Genomic DNA, 23,562 nt, shown 5'->3' with positions numbered 1-23,562 from the left:
TTGGGTGCACCAGTGACTTTAGGTCAAGCGGTGACGGTGGGTTATACCGATCCAACCACGGCTAATGATCCAAATGCGATCCAAGATGCAGCTGGTAATGATGCAGCAACCCTTCCACCGACAGCGGTAGACAATGGTTCAGTTGTTCTTCCGCCACTTAATGCTGTAAATGATGAGTTTGCATTAAATCTAGGTCAAGAAGTTCGTGTAAACCGTACAGAAGTTGCGGGTTCAGATATCGCTGTTGTTGATCTTTTAGGGAATAATGCTACTGGTCTAGATTTCTCAATTCCACAAACGACAGGAAGTGCAGGTAAGGCAACGACTGGTAATATTTCGGTCACAGTTTCGCAACAAGACCTGATTTCGGTCGGTGAGGCTGTTCAGATTGTTATTTATCAGCAAACTGCCAATGGACCAGTGGAGGTTGCACGTGGTAGTAGCCAAGGTGGAATTGTCACAGTTGGTGGTATTGGAATCATTGGTGTCGTGAATAGTAACGACTCAATTAAACTTGATTTCACTAATTTACCTGAAGGTAATTATACAGTTGCAGTTAAAGCAGATGATAGTGCTCTAACGACGTTACTCAAAGATGTTGCTATTAGTGACCTTGGAGGCGAAGGAGAAATTCTGGGGGCTTCAAATGCAGCAGCTATCGGAGTAGCAATTAATGCAGTACTTGGCCCAGTATTGGGTGCTCCAATTCTCGCTTTAGTCAATACAATCTTAATCCCTGTTAATACAATCGGTTTACCACTTTCAAGTGTAGTGAACCAGTTACTAGATGTATTACCAATTGGAGTAATTGATTATATTGTTAATGCTGCGGTTGCTCCTTTATTATCAAACTTATTAACGATTTATGAAAAAACAAATATCAGCGTAACGGGAACTGAAGAAGTTTTTGCTAACTATGCATTAACAGGCAATGTTTTTGTTGATAATGGCAATGGACAAGATGTAGTCAGTGGTGGTTCGATCATTGAAATAGATGGTACGTCTGTTGCACAAGGTAGTGTTACGATTCAAGGAGAGTATGGAAGCCTTGAAATTAATACTCTAACAGGAGCCTTTACCTATACGGTGACAGCCGGAGAAGCAGCTCTTGGAAAAACTGAAATATTTGATTATAAGCTGTCGAATGGAACAACATCTGACACAGCTCAAATCATTATTAATATTGCAGGAACGCCAGCAGACCCAGGTGAATTAACACCACCAGATCATGTTGATCAGGTTGTTGCTCATGATGACCTTGCAACTGTTAAAAATTATCATGAATCCGTGGGTGATGATGTTAGTGTACATGGCAGAGCTTCACAATTATTGGGCGTAAATTTACTTGGATTAAATATCTCTTTAGGAAATACCGTACCATTTAATTTTGAAGTTGAAGAAAACAGCACGTCAAGTATTCATGTCAATGTAAGCGGTAGTGTTGTAAGTGCTGCGATAGGCGGTCTTATTGGTGCTTTATTAGGTACGGCAGATAAGTTTTTCAATGCTGTACTTGAACGTCAATATGTGGATGAAAATGGTGTAATACAAAAAGAACACTTCATCGTGGAAGATGCTGTAAAGCTAACTCCACCTGGATTGTTGGGCATTATCTTTAATTATTCTGGTCAGATTAATTTAGATAATTTGCCACCAGGCGTTTATACCATCGCACTGCAAGAGAAACCAACGGATTCTGGTTTATTACAACAAATCTTGAATTTATTGGATTCGACAGCATCTGCACAGTTATTTGGTGGTGTTGAATTAACCATGCAAGACCAAACCAATAAATATTTAGGTTCAAGTACCATAGAAGGAAATGTAATTACAAGTGTGGATGGTGCAGATGAAGTAAATACAACAACATTTGTCACTAAAGTGGCCAATGAAGTGGGGGATCCTGCAGTCACATTATCAGGTGCAAACACGGTTGTGGTTGGTGCTTACGGAACACTTTATATTTCTCCAAACGGACATTATAAATATGTAAGTAATGGTAATCCTGCTGATATTGGTAAGGTAGATACATTTACCTATACGATCAGGGACTTTAATGGTAGTGAAGCCTCTGCGCATTTGAATATCCGTATCGATGGTGATAACTCTGGCGTGGTTTGGGATAATACAAATCCACAAAATGATGTATCTCTTCCAGCTCCAATCATTCTAGACAATGCAGAGCATGTCGCTATTGGTGCTGTAACGAATGTAGTGCAAACAGTAAGTGCAGCTAATCAAGGTACATTTAATGTTACAGCTGGTATATTTGGTTTAGGTGGTAGTGGTACTTATACTGCAACAACATTTGATATTGCGAATACTGATACTTCAAAAGTACAAATTAAAGTTAATGTGCCAGCACTTTCAATTTCTGTATTGCCAACCTTTGTTTTAACAATCAAGAATGCAAGTGGTGTAATCGTCGGTACAAAAACAGGTACGCCTTTACTCAATGCACTTGGAAGTTCATTGACTGTAGATATTGATAATTTACCACCAGGTAAATATACAATCGAAGCATCTGCATCAGGTAATACAGGTCTTGGATTTACTGCTACAGTGAGCCTAGCGCAAGATATTACTCACTATAATGAAATTGGCCCAGTAACCGCAGCTCCAATTATTGGCAACATGTTGACAGATGATACTTATAATCCATCTTATGCAAAATTCAGTATTGATACGGGGAGTGGCCACTTTGTTGAAGTGGGATATAACGGCGTAACTGTACAAGGTGAATATGGCAGTCTGTTTGTTAAAAGTGATGGAAGCTATGTGTATACACCGAGTACAGGCGTAATTGGTCGTCAAGAAGTATTTGATTACAAACTCTCTGTTTTTGGTCAAGATCATATAGCATCTCTTACAGTAACTGTTGATGCAATAACGACTGGTGATGCTCTACGTAATACACTGATTAGTGGTGAACTGAATGATACCTTTACAGGTCATGCTGGTTCAGATGTACTTGTATATCATGTATTGGAAAGTGCAAGTGCAAGTGGTGGAAATGGTGTTGATCATTGGACAGACTTCCATTCTGGAAATGTGAATACTGATACGAATGCAGACATCATTGATATTTCTGATTTACTGATTGGTTTTAACAGTGCAAATATCACAGCTGATTTAACAGCATCGGCAAACTATTTGAAAAACTATCTTGGTGTTAGAGTTGATGGTAATAATGTCACACTCACCCTAGATCGTGATGGTGCAGGTACTACGTACACTGGCAAAACTGATTTACTCCAATTGGATAATTTGGCGCAATCAGGTGCTGCATTTAACGGCAAAACTGAAGATGATATCTTGAAACTCTTGCTTCAAAATCATCAGCTTGTCCTGTAACTTAGTAAGTGAATAGAAAAAAACCCTAAGTTCGCTTAGGGTTTTTTTATTGCCCAATGTCTTTTAAAAGCACGTTATAATGGCATTATATTGAGTTTGAATGTTTTATTTTCATTATGGTTTATACACTTGTATCCGAAACGATTTTTGAGGAAGATATTAAAAAGAGTCGATTTCAAGCCATTGCAGCGCCTGTTGAAAATGAACAGCAAGTTAAAATGTTTCTGGAAAAACATTTAGATCTAACAACAACCCATCAATGTTGGGCATGGAAAATAGGTCATAATGTTCGTTTTAATGACGATGGTGAACCTTCAGGTACAGCAGGTCGCCCGATCCTTGCGACCATTGAGGGCAATGATTTAACCAATGCAATTGTATTGGTCAATCGTTGGTATGGTGGCATCAAGTTGGGTACAGGTGGTTTAGTTCGTGCCTATGGTGGCTGTGCAGGGCAATGTTTGCTTTTGGCTGAAAAAATAGAACTGATTGAAAAGAAGAAAATTTATTTTCAATGCCAATTTAGCGAATGGTCAATTTTTCAGTATGAATTAAATACCCAAGGTATTGAATATACAGAACAATATACTGCTGTTGGGGTTGAAGTTGAGGCATTATTACAAATACATCAAATTGATCCACTTAAGTTAAAAATTCAAGATGTAACGCGTGGGCGTGAGCAACTTAAATTGTTGGAAGACGCTGATGATTGAGCAAGACCCATTATTGAAATATCGCGAACAACATAAGCATCGCTTAAATTATATGCCGTGGCTATATTATTCGCTTAAACCGAAAAATCGAGTTTGGGCGGAGCAGTGGCAGCAGCAGTATCAAGCGTATTTGATGGCAATGGAAACTGTTGAAATAGGTCAAAATTGTTTTATTTCACCATTAGCGCATATATTTGCTGAGCCTGGTCGGAAAATTGTCATTGGGGATAATACTTTTATTGCGGCAGATTGTACCTTGCATGGACCGTTAGAGATTGGTAATGAAGTCGCGATCAACCATCATTGTATTTTGGATGGGGGCAAAGTCGGTATTAAATTACATGATCAAGTTCGTATAGCCGCCTATTGTCATCTTTATGCTTTTGATCATGGGATGGATTTGAATATTCCTGTTTATCAACAAGCTGTGACCTCCAAAGGCATTGAAATTGGTCAGGATGTTTGGTTGGGCGCGCATGTTGGTGTGAAAGATGGTGTAAAAATTGCTTCACATGCGGTGATTGGAATGAATAGTATGGTCACTAAAAATGTAGCTGAACGAGAAATTGTGGCTGGGAACCCAGCGCGTTTTATTCGTTATCGTGAATGAACGCACAGTTTGTACAAATACATAATTAAATTATGGAATTAATTACATAAAGTTGTCCAAACTTATAAAAACTTATGCTAATTTAAAATAATATAGACCCAAAGCTGTAAAGCTAAAGCGAGGTTAAAATGAACAGAGTAGTGGCTTGTATTGACTCTTCTCCGTGCATCAATGCATTGGCAGAAGCAGCCGCATGGATTGCTCAAAAAACTGGTCGTGAACTGGTTTTATTGCAAGTATTGGATTATTACCCTGCAAGTTATCATTTAGGGGAAATTAGTGGGGTAATTGGCTTTGAAAGTAATGCGATGTTACTTAAAGAGCTGGCTGAACTTGAACAAAAGCAAAGTGAGTTAGCACTGGATTACAGTAACAATTTACTCAAGCATATTTCTGAAATGATTCAAGAAAAATACAATATCACACCAATTCAAATTCAAGCCAAAGGTGATTTTCTCGAACAAAGCTTCAATGAATTGACTGAAGATGATATCGCTGTCATCGGTCGAGTGGGTGAGCGTTCAGCTGAGAAGAATAAAATATTGGGCAGTAATGTTGAAAACTTTATTCGTGGAACCAAAAGTACCGTATTAACTGTTGGGCAAACATTTAAACCACCTACACGGTTTATTTTTGCTTATGAGCTTTCAGAAACATGTCAAAAAATGCTAAAACGTGTTGAAAAAAGTGATTTGCTTAAACTTTTACAATGCCATTTACTCTATGTCGGTGATCATCCTGAAATTCTCAATGAGCCTGCGCAACGTTTAAAAGATGCAGGTTTAGATGTGGTGGTAGAGTACCGTTATGGTGATGTTGCTGAAAATATTTTGGATTATCAAGATCAGCATCAAATTCAATTGATTGTTCTAGGTGCATTTAGTCATAGTAAAATTCATCAATTCTTTTTGGGTAGTGTAACGACCACTATTTTTAGAAACGCTGCAGTTCCATTGTTGGTCGCAAAATAAGTTTGATTTGAAGATAAAAGACAACGCGATTGAGCAATCGACATTGAGTCAAATGACCGATCAAACAGAAGAGATGAAATGCCACAAATAATATGATTTGTGGCATTTTTTTTGATTAAAAAATTTGATAAAAATATTGCATTTTGAAATGCAAGCACTTTTTCATGAACCATGAATTTAACTGGTTGAAAATTAATCGACGATTAAAAGTATTTTATTTTCATGGGTTTATTAAAGCATTATTGAGTTATCCACAATTCTACAAACAAGTTCAGGGGATAACTCTAAGAGAATGATTGAAGCTACGATGGACTTATTAAAATTTTAGCTATAAAAAAACTGCTATCTAAATAGCAGCTTTAAAAATTAAATAAGCATGCTTTATTTTACAATTGCAATAGCAAAACCATCATGTCCTTTGTTACCTACAGTTTGCAAAGCTGTACATGACAGAATTTTAGGATGGTTTTGCATGGCTTTATACATGTCACGGATCCCTTCAATACTTGGTTTGATGTTGTCTGGGTTAAGAATGTCACCAGCACGAATCACGTTGTCCAAAACAATCACTGTACCTGAATGCGACAGGTTTAAGCTTAATTCTAAATATTCAGGATAGCTTTGTTTATCAGCATCGACAAAAATAAAGTCAAAAGGTTCTGTAGCTTCAGGTAACGCTTTTAAAATATCAGCTGCACGACCACATTTTAATTCAACAGTTTGTTTGAGCTTGGCCTGATCTATATTTTCTTGACCTAAAGCAGCATGCGTATCACGACCCTCAATCGTTAAAATATAGCCATCTTCAGGTAGCGCACGGGCTAACCACATGGTGCTATACGCTGCAAAAGTACCTAATTCTAAAACACGTTTGCACTTGTTCATTTGAATCAACATTTGCAATAACATGCCTTGATTTGCGGCAACAGCAAGGTGGTCTGGAAATCCTTTATCCTCAGTGTTTTTTAATGTTTGTATGAGGATTGGATCTTCAGGAATTAAATGTGATTCGATATAGGCATCGATGTCTGACCACATTTGTTGCATGTTATACCACCTAATTGGAGTCACTTCATTTATGTAATGTGCATTTTAATCTTTTAATCGAAGAGTGCAATTTTAATAGAAACTTTTGAGTTAAATTTAATCAACTGGAAAAAATTATAAATATATAGAGCGATACATTCAGGTTTTATTGTTTTAAAGAAGCCTGATCAACTTCTATAAAACATGGTGATGAAACTGATTTATGCGGCGAATAATGGGCTAAATCCAATTTTCCTTAATAAACGGCGATACATACTTGAACTGCGATCAGCAGGGAAGTGTGCTTCAATGGATAAATCTAAAGGTAGATATTCTGGTTTTTGTGTCTCAACGATCAAACGGTCTTCTTCAAAGATTTTAAGGTTGTATTCGTAAGCATCTTCTATTGGTAAATCTTGATCATAGTTACGACAAATGGGGGCAAATAATCGAGTACTACGTGCTGTCATGGGCGAGGCAGCATTCATAATGACCTGTTTCGCTTGATTGGGGAAATGAATGGTTAATGTTGCGGTAAAAGGCAAATGAATTTCAAAATGGCGTAGCCATTGAAAATCCGCTTGTCCTAATTGATCTAGACCAATTGGGTAACGACCCACACTACTGATATAATCTGCACTAAAGCCATAGTCTGTTTCTTGCGTGGTGTAATCAGGCACTTCAGTATTTTCTGGGTCACCAAAAGTTTCTGGATGTACCCATGCAAAATGAGCAACATCGATAAAGCCTTCCAATTGTCGACCAGCAAAGCATTTTAAATCGACTTGAGGACAAACCAGTTGTTGGTACGTGGTCTCATCCCAATGCGGCATGTTTGGAATATTGGCTATATCCTGTTCTTTTGCTAAAAGTGAACACCAGATTAATCCATAACGTTCAATAGCAGCATAGGTTTTAAGGTGGAAACGGTCCGAAATTTTATGATTGGGATGAGCTGGGATACGATTACATTTACCATTTTCACCAAAGCGTAAACCATGATAACGGCAAACAATACCTTGACCATCATTTGTTCCGATGCTTAACGGAACACCGCGATGTGGGCAAGCATCTTTGGCAACAATAATTTCAGCACCTATTTTATAAATGACCAATGGCATATCTAGCAACATGGTTCCGAGTGGCTGCTCAGTAATGTCTCTTGCTAATGCAATTGGATACCAATATTGGGCTAAGAGCTGCCAATCATGTTCGGAGAAGCTCATATGAACGGGAAGGTCTGGGTTAAAGCTGTTCAGCGTTTTGCTATTCATATTCAAATCTTTTAAGGAGTGCTCATTTGAATATAAAACAATGCCGTGTTCTTTGAAATTTCAATTATTGTGCGGAATGATTAAGAAAAATAGAACACTTGATTGCATAGTAGGCATGCGCAGCGGCGATCATTTATATCTGCTTAGTTGTAATAATCTTTTAACATTTTTCCAAAATTTAATAAAAATGAGCTGACTACAATAAGTGCGATGGAGAAACTGCTGCAAAAGAAAATAATTTTTTGATAATTTAACCTGCAACTATTCATTAAAGGCAAATAGTAGACCTGATACATTGAACGTAAGGTTTGCATGGTTAATATAAATAAACTGATGAAGCTAAAACTAATGACAATATTTTGGATCAGATTGTATTGGCTAATTTGTGCCAATAAAAAGTAAATAATCCAACAACTCATATAGATAATAAACGTGATCATGCTGGCTGAGGCTACCATTTTTAGAAAAGTTTCATGCCATTCTTTACGATTTAATCTGATCATTTAAATTGCTCTTTTTTATTTATTTTAAGGGTTTTTAGATGAGAAAATAAGGCTATCACGACATATAGTGTCGCTTGAAATGGGTAAACCTTAATACATCTTTTGTGACATACACATGAAATATTACAATTTGAATTGTAATATCCTCAAATTTAAAAAATAGAACACAGTTGATTACATATTGAATTTAAAAGATTTTTAATAAAATCAAATGTGAATTATCAAATATCATAAAAGCGTCATAAAGCTGTAACTTATTTGTCATATTTTAAAATCAAAATGCAGTTATCCGAAAAGTACGACACAACAAGAAGTGGTGTACTTCAAAATAGCAGTTTATTTAAGAGAGAAAAGAATGCGCATTAATCACATCGCACTTGCATTAGCAGTTTCAGGGGCAGCAGTAGCAGCAAACGCTCGTGATACCATCCAAATCGCTGGTTCTTCTACTGTACTTCCTTATGCGAGTATTGTTGCTGAAGAATTTGGTAATACTTTCCCTCAATTTAAAGCACCTGTAGTTGGCTCAGGCGGTAGTTCTGCTGGTCTTAAACAGTTCTGTTCAGGTGTAGGCGATAACACAATTGATATCGCAAATGCTTCACGTAAAATTAAAGATACTGAAATTGCAGCATGTAAAAAAGCTGGCGTAAATAAAATCCAAGAAATAAAAATCGGTTATGACGGTATCGTTTTTGCTTCAAATGCAAGCAAAGCAGCTTATAAATTACGTCCACAACACGTATTTGCAGCCCTAGCTGCTGAATTACCATCAAATGGTAAATTGGTACCAAACCCATATACGCGTTGGAACCAAATTGACAAGTCTCTTCCAAATGAGCCAATTACTTTAGTTGTTCCTGCTTCTAACCACGGTACACGTGAAGTGTTCCAAGAAAAAATGGTTGAAGCGGGTTGTGAAAGTTATGATTACTTTAAAAAGTTAGACAAAGACGCGCAGAAAAAAGCATGTTCTAGCTTCCGTAAAGACGGTAAAGTAATTGAAATTGCAGGTGATTATACTGAAACTCTAGCACGTTTAAAAACATCTCCAAGTGCGGTAGGTGTATTTGGTTTAGGTTTTTATGATCAAAACAAAGATAAATTACGTGTTGCGACAGTGAACAACGTTGTTCCTTCTGAGCAAACTGTACTAAATGGTACTTACCCTGTATCTCGTCCTTTATACTTCTATGTGAAAGGTGAGCATTTACAGTCAATCAAAGGCTTAAAAGAATATACTGAATATTTCCTTAACAAGAAAGTATCTGGTAAAGGTTCTAAGCTAGACAAAGCAGGTTTGATTTCATTGTCTGATGCTGAACGTGCAAAAGTATTGGCTGGTTTTAAAGCTGGTAAATAATAAAACCGCAATAATGGAGCTGATGGTGGGTGACTACCATCGGCTTTCCTTGCTAAGTAGAGTTTTTTCAAATCATTAAAATTGAAAAAACGGTGGAGAATACATGAATCTGCTACTCATTGGCGTGTTATTGGCTTTAATCGCTATCGCATATCAAATCGGGCTACGAAAAAGCCGAAGCCTAGCAGGTAAGGGAAATAACACTGCAATTTTACATTCACGTCCTGGCTATTATGGCTCTTTGGTGGCGTTGTGGTGTGGAATCCCAGCTTTTTTAATTTTGATCGTTTGGAACTTGGTAGAACCAAGTGTTTTACAACATCTAATTTTAAAAAATGTTCCAGCAAATATTGCTTCATCGCTAGATACAGCTGGGGTAGATGTACTGGTAGATCGTATTAAAGCAATTGCCTCTGGCTTTGGTGTGACAGATACGCCAGCAGCTTATGAGGTTGCAGCTGCAGAACAACTCTCAAAATTTGAAAGAATTGGCTCGTTTGCAAAGTTTGCTGTGGTAACGTGTGCTGCGATCCTTGGATTGATTTGGGCAAGAAAAAGAATTAGTCAACAATTTCGCGCACGTAACGAAGTTGAAAAAACTATTAACGTTGTTTTGATTCTGTGTTCAGGTGTTGCGATTCTCACGACTGTGGGTATTGTGATGTCGATGTTCAGTGAAGCGATGCACTTTTTCCAGTTTGTAAGTCCAATCGACTTCTTCTTTGGTACAGAGTGGAATCCTGGCTTTAGTACTTCAGGTAATGCTGAAGGAAGTTATGGTTTATTACCATTACTGTGGGGAACACTCATGGTCAGTGGTATTGCACTACTGGTTGCTGTTCCACTGGGTTTAATGATTGCAATTTATCTTGCTGAATATGCTTCACCTCGATTCCGTTCATGGGCAAAGCCGACAATTGAAGTTTTAGCAGGTATTCCAACCATTGTTTATGGTGTTTTTGCCATGATGGTGATTGGCCCAATCTTCAAATCTATTGGTGATTCAATTGGTGTTGAAGTTAATGCGACCAGTGCATTAACCGCAGGTTTTGCAATGGGTATTATGATTATCCCATTCGTATCTTCTTTGTCAGATGACATTATCACTCAAGTGCCACGTGCCCTACGTGATGGTTCTTTAGGTTTAGGTGCGACCAAATCTGAAACCATTCGTCAAGTGGTTCTTCCAGCTGCCTTACCAGGTATTACGGGTGCATTCTTACTTGCAGTATCTCGTGCAGTCGGTGAAACCATGATTGTGGTTCTTGCTGCTGGTAATAGTCCATTGTTACATATCAATCCACTTGAAGCTGTTTCAACAGTTACTGTAACGATTGTAAAACAATTAACAGGCGACACAGACTTTGCAAGTCCGCAGGCATTGGTTGCGTTTGCGCTGGGTTTAACTTTATTTACCATTACATTGTGTTTAAACATTGTCGCACTTTATATCGTGCGTAAATATCGTGAGCAATACGAATGAGTACATCAAATACATCTCCTGTGGATCAAAATGTATTTGATCCTCAAGCTGCCGCTGAGTTGCGAGAAAAACGTAAAGCTAAAATCGCCAGCTCATTGTCAAAACGCCATCGTAAAGAAAAGACCTTCCGTTTTGCTGGTTTTTCAGCAGTGATTATTGGTTTGGCATTTGTTGCAATTTTATTTGGAAGTATCTTATACAAAGGGTTGCCAGCATTTTGGCAAGCAAGTATGACTGTACCTGTGTATTTTGATCCAAGTATGATTGATGCTGGACCAAAACCAACACAAAAAGTGGGCGAATCTCCTGCTGTATTTCAAGAGCGTTATGTCGACTGGCAAACAAAAATGGGTATGGTCGATTGGGATGCATTGATTGTAAATGCAATCATTGCAAAAGACCCTGCACTCGAAAGTCGTCGTGATGATCTTTCAAGTATTTACACCAGTTCAGAAGCATATCGTATCCGTGATATGGTCTTTAAAGACCCAGCATTGATTGGTAAAACGGTAGAACTTAATTTCCTTGCTGATGCCAATATTGATGTGTGGTTGGCTGGTCATATCGATCGTTCATTGCCTGATGAGCAGCAACAACTTAGTCCAGAAGTGCGTCAACTTTCTGATGACTTGGCTGCGAAGGGGATTATTAACCGTACTTTTAACACGCAAATGTTCACCAATCCAGATTCACGCAGCTCACCAGCAACAGCAGGTTTGGCTGGTGCGTTTATGGGTTCATTGTTCATGATGTTAATTGTGATCGCGATTTCTATTCCATTGGGTGTAGCAAGTGCGATTTATCTAGAAGAGTTTGCACCGAAAAACTTTATTACTGACATCATTGAAGTCAATATCAATAACCTTGCAGCAGTTCCATCGATTGTATTTGGTCTGTTGGGTGCTGCCATCTTTATTGGTTGGATGCATTTACCTATATCAGCACCTTTGGTTGGTGGTTTGGTCTTAAGTTTAATGACTTTGCCTACAGTAATTATTACCACACGTGCTTCATTGAAAGCAGTACCACCATCAATTCGCCAAGCGGCGTTAGGTATTGGTGCTTCTCGTTTACAAACAGTATTCCACCATGTATTGCCTTTGGCTCTACCGGGGATTATGACAGGTGCGATTATTGGTATTGCTCATGCATTGGGTGAAACCGCACCATTACTATTAATTGGTATGAGCGCTTTCGTTGCAAATATTCCAGTATCTCCATTAGATCAATCTACGGCTTTACCTGTTCAAGTTTACTTATGGCAAGGTAATGAATTACGTAACTTCTTCGAAGGGCGTACGGCTGCAGCCATCATTGTGTTATTGGCACTTATGGTCGGTCTAAACAGCTTTGCAATTTGGTTACGTAAGAAATTTGAAGTTCGCTGGTAAAAGAGGGCAGAATAGAGATGAATACTGTAGAAACTAAAAATTCCTTAAGACAGGATACAACCGTGAATTCTGAACAATCTCAATTTACATCGACTGATAGTAAGCAAAAGCAAGCAAGCACTTCTTTTGTCTCCCAGTTTGAGTCTTCGACACCGAAGAAAGAAAAAAATACAACTGTGAAACTTAGTGCTGAAGATGTGCATGTTTACTATGGTGACGCAGAAGCGATTAAGGGTATTGATCTTCAAGTTTATGAAAATGAAGTGATTGCATTTATTGGACCATCAGGTTGTGGTAAATCAACATTTCTACGTACCTTGAACCGTATGAATGATACGATTGATACTTGCCGTGTAACAGGTAAAGTGCGCTTAGACAACCAAGACATTTATGATCCAAATCTAGATGTTGTGTTGCTTCGTGCTCAAGTTGGAATGGTATTTCAAAAACCAAACCCGTTTCCTAAATCAATTTTTGATAATGTTGCTTATGGGCCTAAACTGCATGGTTTGGCCAAAGATAAGTATGATTTGGAAGAGATTGTTGAAAATAGCTTGCGTAAAGCAGGTTTGTGGGATGAAGTTAAAGATCGTTTAAGTCAGCCAGGTACAGGTCTTTCAGGTGGTCAGCAACAACGTTTGTGTATTGCACGTACGATTGCGGTAAGCCCTGAAGTGATTTTAATGGATGAACCTTGTTCTGCACTCGATCCAATTGCTACAGCAAAAGTTGAGGAGTTAATCTCTGAGCTTTCTACGCAATATACAATCGCAATTGTAACCCACTCCATGCAACAAGCAGCGCGTGTTTCTGATCGTACAGCATACTTCCATTTAGGTGACTTAATCGAAGTGAACTCTACAGAGAAAGTCTTTACTCAACCAGATCACCAATTGACTGAAGCTTATATTACCGGCCGTTTCGGTTAAGTAGAATATTAATCAAGATAAGTTTAGATGTGAAATTAAAGGGCCGAAAGGCTCTTTTTTTATAGATAAAGTATATAAGAGTCTGAAGCAATGAATTAAATTGATGAGAATGGTGGATCAAAAACTATTAAAAACTTAAGCTTTAAAATAATGAATGGATCGTCTAAATCTATTCATTGATGAGTACTGAAATAGGGGAGTAATACTGTTTTCGTTAAGTCTTTTGAATGAAGTATTTTTGTTTAAGTTTGGTATTGTCTGAATAAAACCAATCTATTGAGAATGGGTAAATTAGACAAATGCTTTTAAGAAATACATCATTTTAAGCTTTGTGTATTAAACCTATTTTTCAGTTAGTGCTTTATTTTATATGCGAATAGCAATTGGTTGTTATTTTTAATTTTTTGATCTATTCATAGTTGCTTTATATAAAAAAAGGAGCTCAAAAGCTCCTTCTTATTACAAATATTACTTATCGGATGTTTTTAATCGGTTGGATCTTCACGATGTTGTTCAACTGCTTTAGCATCATAGTGTGCTTTACTCGGATGAGCGAATGCAGCAGCCAGTTTGTCTTTATCTAAAGCATTGTCCCAACGCGCCACAACAATCGTCGCACAAGCATTACCAACTAAATTGGTTAGTGCACGACACTCAGACATAAAGCGGTCAATACCTAGAATTAAAGCCATACCTGCAACAGGAACTGCTGGAACAACAGACAATGTGGCTGCTAAAGTAATAAATCCGGCACCTGTAACACCAGCAGCACCTTTAGAGCTCAGCATTGCAACGAGCAATAATAAGATTTGGTCTTGAATACTCAAATCGATATTACATGCTTGTGCAATAAAGAGCGCTGCCATCGTCATATAGATGTTGGTACCATCGAGGTTAAATGAATAACCGGTAGGAATAACCAAGCCAACCACGGATTTTTCGCAGCCTGCTTTTTCCATTTTACGCATCAATGATGGAAGTGCGGCTTCAGATGAACTGGTCCCTAAAACTAACCATAATTCATCTTTGATATAGCGAATCAGATCTGTAATTCTAAATCCATTATAACGTGCTACAGCACCCAAAATAACCAGAATAAAGAGTAGGGCAGTGATATAGAATGTCATAATTAAAAGTAAAAGATTTCCAATACTTTCAATACCATACTTACCAATTGTAAATGCCATTGCACCAAAAGCACCAATTGGAGCAAATTTCATCAGCATTCCAACTAAATGGAATACGGGTGCTGTAAGGTTATTTAAGAAGTCTACAATCGGTTGACCTTTTTCGCCTACCGCAGCCAAGGATAAACCAAATAATACGGCAACAAATAGAACTTGTAGAATGTCACCACTTGTTAATGGGCTAACGATGGTTGTTGGAAGAATATTCAGTAAGAAGTCGACAATCGAAGCGTCATGTGCTTTTTCAGCGTACTCAACAACTTTCTCTGATTTCAATGATGTAGGGTCAATATTTAAACCTTGTCCTGGTTTAATAATATTGGCAACAATCATCCCGACGATTAATGCGAGTGTAGAGAATGTTAGGAAATAAAGCATTGCTTTACCCGTTACTCGTCCTACAGTTCCCATATGTTTCATGCCTGATATTCCAGTGACAACCGTCAAGAAAATAACAGGCGCAATAATCATTTTGACCAGTTTAATAAATGCATCACCTAATGGTTTTAAACTTGCACCAATATCTGGCCAAAAGTGTCCAAGAAGGATACCAAGTACAATGGCAAAAATAACCTGAACATAGAGGATTTGATAAAACTTTTGTTTTTTAGGGGGTAGGTGTTCATCGTGTGAGGAGATATCCATACTCAATCCTTATCCTTGATGTTGATAAAATTAAACATTTTTTAAAGAAATGACACGATAATGTTCATAAATTTAAAAAATGTAATTATTCTTTTTAACGTGTTGATTTTAAATAGTTTAATCAAAATAACAAATATGTTATTTAGATAAAAAGAGCTGGTAAATAACCCAATATAAATTTTTAAAATGTGTGATATATGATTATTTGTATTTTCTGTTTGATATAAACATGTCTATGTTTTTTTATGTGAATTTGTCATAAGAAAAGCCAGCAAAAGTTCTACCAAGTGGCATTTGCGTTATTTTCAAGATAAAGTCGCTGAATATGCTGAAATCTGCAAAGCTTAACTTAGATGTAAAAACTATTAATAAAATCTTAATTTATTCAAAACGCTTATCTTTACTCGAATTTTCATGCGTTTTTAACTATAAAAAAAAGCTATGTATTCTATAACTAAAATTTAGTTATTGTTGTTTTTAAAAGTCTAGCTAAATCTTTTGATCATGCATCAAGTCGAAGTGAATTGAGTTTTGTCGAATTTTTCAAAAAGTGTATTGAAATTTAACTGATCCGTCCGCATCTTATTAGAAAAGCATTTCCTTAGATATTCGAGATTATAAATTCTATGTTATTTCATTTACCCAAAGTACCCGCAGAAATTCGCATCAGTCATTTAAATGCTCGAATTAATGAGCAAAGAAAAAGAATTGCTCAGTCAACTGCATCGAAATTGGAATTGTTTCAACTGACTCAACAGTTTGTAAAAGAAGCACGTGTACGTAAAAAAAATAATCAAAAAATCTATGTCTTAGATTTTAAAGGAGATGTACAGGCTTCAGCTGTAGAAAACTTAAGAGAAGAAATTACATTAATTCTTGCGACAGCAAAAGCAGGGCGTGATCGTGTCATTGTTCGTTTAGAAAGCCCAGGTGGTATGGTGCATGGTTATGGTCTTGCAGCTGCACAATTGGTTCGTTTACGTGATGCAGGCATTAATCTGACGATTTGCGTGGATAAAGTGGCTGCGAGTGGCGGTTATATGATGGCGTGTATCGCAAGTGAAATCGTCTCTGCACCATTTGCTGTGGTTGGTTCGATTGGCGTTGTTGCGCAAGTCCCTAATTTTAATCGACTGTTAAAAGAACATCATGTTGATTTTGAGCTATATACCGCAGGTCAGTTTAAACGTACTGTGACGATGTTTGGTGAAAACACCCCAGAAGGTAAAGCAAAATTTGAAGAAGAGTTACAACAAACGCATCAATTATTTAAGCATTTTGTTGAAAAATATCGCCCGCAACTCAATGTCGAAAAAGTTGCAACAGGTGAACACTGGTATGGTGAAGATGCGCGCAATTTAAATTTAGTGGATAAATTGCAAACTTCAGATGAATACTTGCTGAGCTTATTGCCACAACATGACGTATATGTGATTCAAACACGTCGTAAGCCAACACTTGGCGAAAAGTTAGGTTTACAAGCTGCACAAATGGCAGATGCCTTAATTCCATCCGTTGTGAATAAATTGATGAGTGAGATCACCAAGCTAAATTCCTCTTTACCGATGTTTAAAGACGATAAATTCTAAGTTTTAATTGCTTATTGACAACCTGAAGAGTAATTGGCGAAAGCTGATTACTCTTTTTTTATGGAAAAGTCTTTTCTTTATTCGCAAAAATGCTCAGAAAAAATGACCTCATGTGGTCATGACAAGTCCGTCAAAAATGATTAGCATGCTAGGGATCATAAAATCAAAAACTCAGATTGAAAGGAATACAAGACATGTTGGCATATGATGCAGATTTAGAACTTTTTCGTGATAACTTTAAACGTTTTATGAGTGAACACGTTGCTCCATTTTATGAGCAATGGGAAAAAGAAGGTTTAATGCCACGTTCAGTATGGTCATTATTGGGTGAAAATGGCTATCTTTGTGTAGATGTACCTGAAGCGTATGGTGGTTATGGCGTTCCAACTGAATATTCATTGATGTTGGTTGAAGAGTCTGCACGTGCAGGCTATGGTGCATTGTCTACCGCGATTTCATGCCATTCAGAAATTGCAGCTCCTTATATTTTGCATATTGCCAACGAAGAACAAAAACAATACTGGTTACCGAAAATGGTGTCAGGTGAAGTTGTGGGCGCAATTGGGATGACGGAACCGGGTGCGGGTTCAGACCTACAAGGGATGCGCAGTAGTGCGATTTTAAATGGTGACCATTATGTTTTGAATGGTTCTAAAACGTTTATTTCAAATGGTCAGCATGCAGATTTAGTGGTATTGGCAGCAAAAACTGATCCTCAAGCGCGTGCAAAAGGTGTGTCACTTTTATTGGTTGATACACATCTAGATGGATTTAAAAAAGGCACCAACCTCGATAAAATTGGTTTGCATTCTCAAGATACCTCAGAACTGTTCTTTGATAATGTTAAAGTTCCAGCAAATCAATTGTTAGGTAGCGCAGGTCAAGGTTTTGCCTATTTGATGCAAGAGTTACCTCGTGAACGTACTGCAATTGCAGCAACGGCACTTGGTGCAATTCGTGGTGCAATCGATATCACTACTCAGTATGTACAGGAACGTCAAGCGTTTGGTCAGAAAATTGGCAGCTTCCAAAATACTCGTTTTGTTTTGGCTCAAGCAAAAATTGATGAGTTGGCAACAGCAGCATTCTATAACCAAAATCTAGCTTTGTATAAACAAAGTAAATTGGATGTTGAAACAGCAGCAGCTTTAAAAAGTTTTAGTACGGATATGCAGATGAAAATCATCGACAGCTTGCTACAACTGTTTGGTGGTTATGGCTATATGACGGAATATCCAATTTCTCGTTTCTTTGTAGATGCACGTATTCAGCGTATTTATGGTGGTACAAATGAAATCATGAAAGAAATCGTGGCACGTGGCATCATTGGTCGATAGTGTATATGTAACACTAATATAAATATAAGCTGTTCATGTTTTTTATGAAACATGAACAGCTTTTTTATTTTGATGGGAATATATTGAGAAAAATCAAATAAATATATTGAAAAACAAATATTAAAAAGTAAAGGTAGAGCAAACAACAATTGATCAAATACGTAGGTGTAGGTCTTGTTTGCTTGATTGGATTTGTACAATAATAAGTCAGTGGTAATGTGCTCATGCCTTATCTAAAAAATAGAATTGGCGAATGAAGTAGATATAACAACGATAAGCTGTTTAAACTTTTGAGTGAAATTAAAATGATGGATTATGGAGTTTCTTTTCAAATTGAATCAACAGTCCAGCAGTATTTGGGTGTTGGTGGATGGCATTATGCTCTTATTTCCAAATTACAATCTGAAGAAATAAAAAAATACATTCATCAGAAACGAAGCTGGGGTGCTGTACCTATTACTGTCACACTGGGTAAAAGTATCTGGAAAACATCTATATTTCCTGACAAGCAATCAGAGGGCTATTTACTGCCACTTAAAGCAGAGATTCGCAAAAAAGAGAAGATATATTCAGGAGATCATATTTCTTTTTCAATTCTGTTATAAGTTTTAATGGTCAAGCTTTGATTATGTATATTTGACCACTAGTGAGGCTGTATTGAATAAGTCAAATCATATCGCTGTAAAGCCCTTACAACGTGATTTTAGCTTAAACGTTTAGACCCATTGGTACAGGCAATGATACGTGAATTAATGATTTCGCTTTTTGGATGAGCTTTTAAATTTTTATATTAAGCTTCAGTCGTAAATCCTTTTTAAAGCATAGATCAACATAAAAGCTCCGTCATCCTAGTCTTTTCCCAAATGAGGAATGGGCTTTCAATACTCATATGATTCATGCAATATGATTATTTTGACTTATAAAAGAGATACAAAATCTCATAAACAAGGTTAAAACTAATAAGCTAAGCACTTAATACATTTAAACATTCATTAATAAAGATAGGCAGTTCAAAAGTCGAGCGTGAAGAAATATATAAATTGTTGTCGTTTACCACTTCGCGATCAAAAACCACAGCGCCAGCGTCTTTAAGTTCTTTGAGGATATCTTCAATCGAGGTTAAGCGTCGTCCAATGGCAATTTGTGCATCGATAAGCAAATGGCTACTGTAACAACATAAAAAAATAGGTTTTTGCGCATTGGCAAAATTACGTAAAAAATCAATAAATCGTTCATCTTCTTTAAGATGATAAGGGGAATATCCACCCGGAATCATCAACGCATCAAAATCCCGAACAGAGATTTCATCAATACCTAAATCTATACTGACCGAAGATTTTCTTTGTTTGCTATACACAATATTCCCCGCAGACTTTTCAATATTGCGCACAGAATGGCTTGCAGCTCGAAAAGCTTCAACGGGATGATGATATTCCGCATCTTCGAAATCATGGGTAATGAGAACAGCGATTTTTTTATTCATATTCTATGACTCGAAATGCGCTTATGCTTTTTATCATAGAGCGCAATGCTTAAAATTCTATAGCTGCTTTGTAATTCATTTTGTGGTCAGAAAAGTTATAAAGTGATGACATTTTATTCAATATATAAGTTGAAAGTGAAACATTGAAAAATGCACTATTGCCCAACAAATTAAACTGAACTATTGTTATACTGTCAGTGGTCTAAAACATAGACTTCTCGTAATTCTCGACTTTAAAGGGCGACATAACAATGATCAACGATGATCAAAAAACGACTTCTCTAGATCTTGCTCAAATCCGTGAAGATATTGACTCTGTAGATCAGCAAATCCAACAACTTATCAATCGCCGTGCAAAACTGGCGGAATCAGTTGCTAAAGCAAAATTTGCAGCAGAAGAGAATCCGTTATTTTATCGTCCTGAACGTGAAGCACAGGTTTTACGTCAAGTTATGGAGCGTAATGAAGGGCCGTTGTCAGATCAAACCATGGCACGTTTATTCCGTGAAATTATGTCTGCATGTTTGGCACTGGAAGCACCACAAAGTATTGCATTTTTAGGTCCAGTCGGCACTTATACCCATTCTGCTGTATTAAAACATTTTGGTCAGGATGCTGTGGTTCGTCCACTACCAACGATCGATGAAGTGTTCCGTGAGGTTGAAGCGGGCAGTGCACATTATGGTTTAGTTCCAGTTGAAAACTCGTCTGAAGGTGTCGTCAACCATACTTTAGACTGTTTTAAAGCATCGCATTTAAATGTGATTGGTGAAGTTGAATTGCGTATTCATCACCAATTCCTGATTTCTTCAAATACCCGTAAAGACAGTATTAAACAAATTTATGCACATCAACAAACACTTGCGCAATGTCGTAAGTGGTTGGATGCACATTATCCGGGTGTAGAACGTGTAGCTTTAAGCTCAAATGCAGAGGCTGCCCGCCGTATTCGCAATGAATGGCATTCAGCAGCAATTGCATCTGATGTGGCTGCAAGTATTTACGACTTAGAAGTTCTCCACGGCAATATTGAAGATAACCCTGAAAATACGACACGATTCTTGGTAATCGGCCGTGAAAAAGTACCGCAAAGTGGCAATGATAAAACCTCATTGCTGATTTCAGCACATGACCGTGCAGGGGCTTTATTGGAAATTCTTGCACCATTTGCAAAACACAACATTAGTTTGACCAGTATTGAAACCCGTCCAGCATTACCTGAAAAATGGGCGTATGTATTCTTCATTGATCTTGAAGGTCATGTGGAACAGGACAATGTTAAAGCGGCGATTGAAGATATTCGTCCATTGGTTAAAGAAGTACGTGTACTGGGTTCATATCCGATTGCTGTGCTTTGATGTCGTTGTGAAATAGGTAGTTCAAAATCGTTATGTCACAACCTTTATTTAAAAAAGTTGCTTTTATTGGACTTGGACTGATTGGTTCAAGTCTAGCCCGTGTGATTGCAGCCGAACATCTTGCTGAAAATGTTGTTGCGTCAACCCGCTCAAAGAAAACGCTGGAAGATGCAAAAGCTTTAGGAATTATTTCTGCGGGTTTTAGTGATCCTGTCGAAGCGGTAAAAGATGCAGATTTAATCGTTCTGGCTTTGCCCGTTCGTGCAACTCAGAAAGTACTTGAAACGATTCAAGCCTATGTTTCTGAAAACGCCATTATTACCGATGTCGGAAGTACCAAAGGGAACGTGGTGGCAGCAGCTCATGCTGTCTATGGTGAAAATCTTCCTGTAGGTTTTGTACCTGGTCATCCAATTGCTGGTGCAGAACATACAGGTGTCCATGCAGGTAAAGTTGACTTGTTTGTGAATCATAAAGTGATTCTAACGCCGTTGCCGACTAGTGCTGATTGGGCAGTTGAAAAACTGATTCAGCTTTGGCAGGCTGCAAAAGCAGAAGTCATTTGTATGGATGTGGACAAACATGATGAAGTGTTGGCACATACCAGTCATTTACCGCATCTGATGGCATTTAATCTGGTCGAACAGCTTGCAAATCGTGAAGATAACTTAGATATTTTCCGTTATGCCGCTGGAGGTTTTCGTGACTTCTCACGTATTGCTGCCAGTGATCCGCAGATGTGGCATGATATATTTTTTGCCAATAAAACAGCCATATTGAAAGCAGTTGATGGTTTTGAAACGCAACTTGCGACATTACGTCAACTGATTGAAGATGAGAATTCACAAGCCCTGATGGGATTGCTAGGACATGCACAAGCGGCACGACAGCATTTCAATCATATGCTCGCCAATAAACCTTTGATGGAGAAAAATAAGGTGACACAACAATTTACCATTTTGCCAGGTGAGAAGACATTTAAAGGTAAATTTACCGTGCCGGGTGACAAGTCAGTGTCACATCGTTCCATCATGTTTGGTGCAATTGCTGAAGGTACAACCCACGTTACAGGTTTCCTTGAAGGTGAAGATGCTTTAGCAACACTTCAAGCATTTCGCGATATGGGGGTCAGTATTGAAGGCCCTAAAAATGGTGAAGTGACCATCCATGGTGTGGGTATTCATGGTTTAAAAGCACCCAAAACGGCACTGTACATGGGTAATTCTGGTACATCGATGCGTTTGCTTTCAGGCATGCTTTCAGCACAACAGTTTGACTCTGTGATGACGGGTGATGCGTCTTTGTCTAAGCGTCCAATGGAGCGTATTGCAAAACCTTTACGTGAAATGGGTGCACAAATTCAAACCACGGGTGAACGTGGTACTCCGCCTGTTTCTATCACTGGTGCTCAAGCACTGAAAGGCATTCATTACGATTTGCCAATGGCATCTGCGCAAGTCAAATCTGGGATTTTATTGGCAGGTCTATGGGCAGAGGGTGAAACATCTGTGACTGAACCTGAACCAACCCGTGACCATACTGAGCGTATGTTACGTGCTTTTGGTTATGCTGTGAAAACGGAAGGTAATCGTATTTCATTACACGGTGGTGGAAAGTTAGTTGGGACAGAGATTCAAGTGCCTTCTGATATTTCTTCTGCTGCATTCTTTATGGTGGGCGCTGCCATTACTGAAGGTTCAGATATTACCCTTGAAGCTGTTGGGATTAATCCAACTCGTACAGGCGTAATCGAAATCCTTAAGCAAATGGGTGCAGACTTAACTGTTGAAAATGAAAGAATTGCAGGCGGTGAGCCGATTGCTGATATCCGTATCCGTGGTACCCGTACATTGAAAGGCATTCATATGCCTGAAGATCAAGTACCATTGGCGATTGATGAGTTTCCATCTTTGTTTATTGCTGCGGCATGTGCTGAAGGGCAAACGGTGTTGACAGGTGCCGCTGAATTACGGGTTAAAGAGTCTGATCGTATCCAAGTGATGGCAGATGGTTTGAAAACCATGGGGATTGATTGTACGCCAACTGATGATGGCATCATCATTGAAGGAAAAGGTAAATCGGGCGACTGGTCTGCTATTTTCTCTGGCGGTGAAATTGAATCGCACCATGACCATCGTATTGCAATGAGTTTTTCGATGGCGGGTTTACGTAACTCTGGCGAGATTAAGATTATTGGCACTGAAACTGTAGCAACAAGTTTCCCTACATTTACTGAACTCACCAATCAGGCGGGGCTTCAGATTGAAGTCACTGAATAAATCCGTCCTTGTCTAATATTTGTATAATTAATTAAAAACAGCCAAGCAAATGCTTGGCTGTTTTGTT

The 23,562-nt window shown here is 38.0% G+C and carries 17 protein-coding genes; 13 read left to right on the top strand and 4 right to left on the bottom strand.

Annotated elements, in window-relative coordinates:
* The 4 genes from M2R48_RS13640 to M2R48_RS13625 form a co-directional block, all read left to right on the top strand.
* Window positions 1–3,354: type I secretion C-terminal target domain-containing protein (locus tag M2R48_RS13640; protein WP_262086445.1), on the top strand; the 3,354-nt coding region annotated here is incomplete at its 5' end.
* Window positions 3,355–3,470: 116 nt separating this feature from the next.
* Entirely contained in the window at window positions 3,471–4,067 is a 597-nt protein-coding gene (locus tag M2R48_RS13635; RefSeq protein WP_262086444.1) for an IMPACT family protein, read from the top strand.
* Window positions 4,060–4,677 carry an acyltransferase gene (locus M2R48_RS13630; RefSeq protein ID WP_096734469.1) on the top strand — a complete coding sequence of 206 codons (618 nt, stop codon included), beginning with the start codon at window positions 4,060–4,062 and terminating at the stop codon, window positions 4,675–4,677. Before M2R48_RS13635 ends, M2R48_RS13630 begins: the two co-directional genes overlap by 8 nt.
* Before the next feature lie 128 nt (window positions 4,678–4,805).
* Window positions 4,806–5,648, top strand: a complete 843-nt coding sequence (locus tag M2R48_RS13625; RefSeq protein WP_004719212.1) for a universal stress protein — start codon at window positions 4,806–4,808, stop codon at window positions 5,646–5,648.
* A gap of 381 nt (window positions 5,649–6,029) precedes the next feature.
* Here the strand turns inward: M2R48_RS13625 and M2R48_RS13620 are convergent, their stop codons facing one another.
* A complete protein-coding gene (locus M2R48_RS13620; RefSeq protein ID WP_262086443.1) occupies window positions 6,030–6,695 on the bottom strand; it encodes an O-methyltransferase in 666 nt (221 codons plus the stop codon).
* 200 nt (window positions 6,696–6,895) lie between these two features.
* Entirely contained in the window at window positions 6,896–7,948 is a 1,053-nt protein-coding gene (locus tag M2R48_RS13615; protein WP_151803100.1) for a Rieske 2Fe-2S domain-containing protein, read from the bottom strand.
* 858 nt (window positions 7,949–8,806) lie between these two features.
* Here M2R48_RS13615 and M2R48_RS13610 point away from each other — a divergent pair.
* From M2R48_RS13610 to pstB, 4 genes are all read left to right on the top strand, one after another.
* The gene (locus tag M2R48_RS13610; RefSeq protein WP_262086442.1) at window positions 8,807–9,814 is read left to right on the top strand and encodes a substrate-binding domain-containing protein; all 1,008 of its coding nucleotides are present in this window, start codon (window positions 8,807–8,809) and stop codon (window positions 9,812–9,814) included.
* Window positions 9,815–9,917: 103 nt separating this feature from the next.
* A complete protein-coding gene (pstC, locus tag M2R48_RS13605) occupies window positions 9,918–11,297 on the top strand; it encodes a phosphate ABC transporter permease subunit PstC (protein WP_004822570.1) in 1,380 nt (459 codons plus the stop codon).
* The gene (gene pstA / locus M2R48_RS13600; RefSeq protein WP_262086441.1) at window positions 11,294–12,688 is read left to right on the top strand and encodes a phosphate ABC transporter permease PstA; all 1,395 of its coding nucleotides are present in this window, start codon (window positions 11,294–11,296) and stop codon (window positions 12,686–12,688) included. Before pstC ends, pstA begins: the two co-directional genes overlap by 4 nt.
* A 17-nt stretch (window positions 12,689–12,705) precedes the next feature.
* A complete protein-coding gene (pstB, locus tag M2R48_RS13595; protein ID WP_004719228.1) occupies window positions 12,706–13,617 on the top strand; it encodes a phosphate ABC transporter ATP-binding protein PstB in 912 nt (303 codons plus the stop codon).
* Window positions 13,618–14,102: 485 nt separating this feature from the next.
* On the opposite strand, the gene M2R48_RS13590 is transcribed toward pstB, so the two are convergent.
* Window positions 14,103–15,449 (bottom strand): dicarboxylate/amino acid:cation symporter, encoded by a 1,347-nt coding sequence (locus M2R48_RS13590; RefSeq protein ID WP_262086440.1) that lies wholly within the window; start codon window positions 15,447–15,449, stop codon window positions 14,103–14,105.
* 626 nt (window positions 15,450–16,075) lie between these two features.
* Between M2R48_RS13590 and sohB the strand changes: the two genes are divergently transcribed.
* The 3 genes from sohB to M2R48_RS13575 all read left to right on the top strand — a co-directional run bounded on the left by sohB (window position 16,076) and on the right by M2R48_RS13575 (window position 18,980).
* Window positions 16,076–17,038, top strand: coding sequence for a protease SohB (gene sohB / locus M2R48_RS13585; RefSeq protein ID WP_262086439.1), 963 nt, complete (start codon window positions 16,076–16,078; stop codon window positions 17,036–17,038).
* A 194-nt stretch (window positions 17,039–17,232) separates the two neighbouring features.
* Window positions 17,233–18,375 carry an acyl-CoA dehydrogenase family protein gene (locus tag M2R48_RS13580; RefSeq protein WP_004719235.1) on the top strand — a complete coding sequence of 381 codons (1,143 nt, stop codon included), beginning with the start codon at window positions 17,233–17,235 and terminating at the stop codon, window positions 18,373–18,375.
* A gap of 305 nt (window positions 18,376–18,680) precedes the next feature.
* Complete coding sequence (locus M2R48_RS13575) at window positions 18,681–18,980, top strand: DUF1905 domain-containing protein (RefSeq protein WP_262086438.1); 300 nt, start codon at window positions 18,681–18,683, stop codon at window positions 18,978–18,980.
* Window positions 18,981–19,339: 359 nt separating this feature from the next.
* On the opposite strand, the gene M2R48_RS13570 is transcribed toward M2R48_RS13575, so the two are convergent.
* Window positions 19,340–19,858 carry a DJ-1/PfpI/YhbO family deglycase/protease gene (locus M2R48_RS13570; protein WP_004719237.1) on the bottom strand — a complete coding sequence of 173 codons (519 nt, stop codon included), beginning with the start codon at window positions 19,856–19,858 and terminating at the stop codon, window positions 19,340–19,342.
* Between the two features lie 251 nt (window positions 19,859–20,109).
* Here M2R48_RS13570 and pheA point away from each other — a divergent pair, with 251 nt between their 5' ends.
* A complete protein-coding gene (gene pheA, locus M2R48_RS13565) occupies window positions 20,110–21,216 on the top strand; it encodes a prephenate dehydratase (protein WP_004719240.1) in 1,107 nt (368 codons plus the stop codon).
* Window positions 21,217–21,248: 32 nt separating this feature from the next.
* A complete protein-coding gene (locus tag M2R48_RS13560) occupies window positions 21,249–23,495 on the top strand; it encodes a bifunctional prephenate dehydrogenase/3-phosphoshikimate 1-carboxyvinyltransferase (RefSeq protein ID WP_262086437.1) in 2,247 nt (748 codons plus the stop codon).
* The last annotated feature ends 67 nt before the right edge of the window (window positions 23,496–23,562 follow it).

The organism is Acinetobacter sp. I-MWF, assembly GCF_025433935.1.
GTDB lineage: Bacteria > Pseudomonadota > Gammaproteobacteria > Pseudomonadales > Moraxellaceae > Acinetobacter > Acinetobacter guillouiae.
Note: the sequence above shows the minus strand (reverse complement) of the source record. Positions and strands in the feature narration are given on the sequence as shown.

Bases quoted from the DNA above. Each gene is read 5' to 3' on its own strand.
- M2R48_RS13590 (WP_262086440.1), bottom strand. From the start codon at position 15,449: ATGGATATCTCCTCACACGATGAACACCTACCCCCTAAAAAACAAAAG.
- M2R48_RS13610 (WP_262086442.1), top strand. From the start codon at position 8,807: ATGCGCATTAATCACATCGCACTTGCATTAGCAGTTTCAGGGGCAGCA.
- M2R48_RS13625 (WP_004719212.1), top strand. From the start codon at position 4,806: ATGAACAGAGTAGTGGCTTGTATTGACTCTTCTCCGTGCATCAATGCA.
- M2R48_RS13615 (WP_151803100.1), bottom strand. From the start codon at position 7,948: ATGAATAGCAAAACGCTGAACAGCTTTAACCCAGACCTTCCCGTTCAT.
- pstC (WP_004822570.1), top strand. From the start codon at position 9,918: ATGAATCTGCTACTCATTGGCGTGTTATTGGCTTTAATCGCTATCGCA.
- sohB (WP_262086439.1), top strand. From the start codon at position 16,076: ATGTTATTTCATTTACCCAAAGTACCCGCAGAAATTCGCATCAGTCAT.
- pstB (WP_004719228.1), top strand. From the start codon at position 12,706: ATGAATACTGTAGAAACTAAAAATTCCTTAAGACAGGATACAACCGTG.
- M2R48_RS13620 (WP_262086443.1), bottom strand. From the start codon at position 6,695: ATGCAACAAATGTGGTCAGACATCGATGCCTATATCGAATCACATTTA.
- M2R48_RS13575 (WP_262086438.1), top strand. From the start codon at position 18,681: ATGATGGATTATGGAGTTTCTTTTCAAATTGAATCAACAGTCCAGCAG.
- pheA (WP_004719240.1), top strand. From the start codon at position 20,110: ATGATCAACGATGATCAAAAAACGACTTCTCTAGATCTTGCTCAAATC.
- M2R48_RS13570 (WP_004719237.1), bottom strand. From the start codon at position 19,858: ATGAATAAAAAAATCGCTGTTCTCATTACCCATGATTTCGAAGATGCG.
- M2R48_RS13560 (WP_262086437.1), top strand. From the start codon at position 21,249: ATGTCACAACCTTTATTTAAAAAAGTTGCTTTTATTGGACTTGGACTG.
- M2R48_RS13635 (WP_262086444.1), top strand. From the start codon at position 3,471: ATGGTTTATACACTTGTATCCGAAACGATTTTTGAGGAAGATATTAAA.
- pstA (WP_262086441.1), top strand. From the start codon at position 11,294: ATGAGTACATCAAATACATCTCCTGTGGATCAAAATGTATTTGATCCT.
- M2R48_RS13580 (WP_004719235.1), top strand. From the start codon at position 17,233: ATGTTGGCATATGATGCAGATTTAGAACTTTTTCGTGATAACTTTAAA.
- M2R48_RS13630 (WP_096734469.1), top strand. From the start codon at position 4,060: ATGATTGAGCAAGACCCATTATTGAAATATCGCGAACAACATAAGCAT.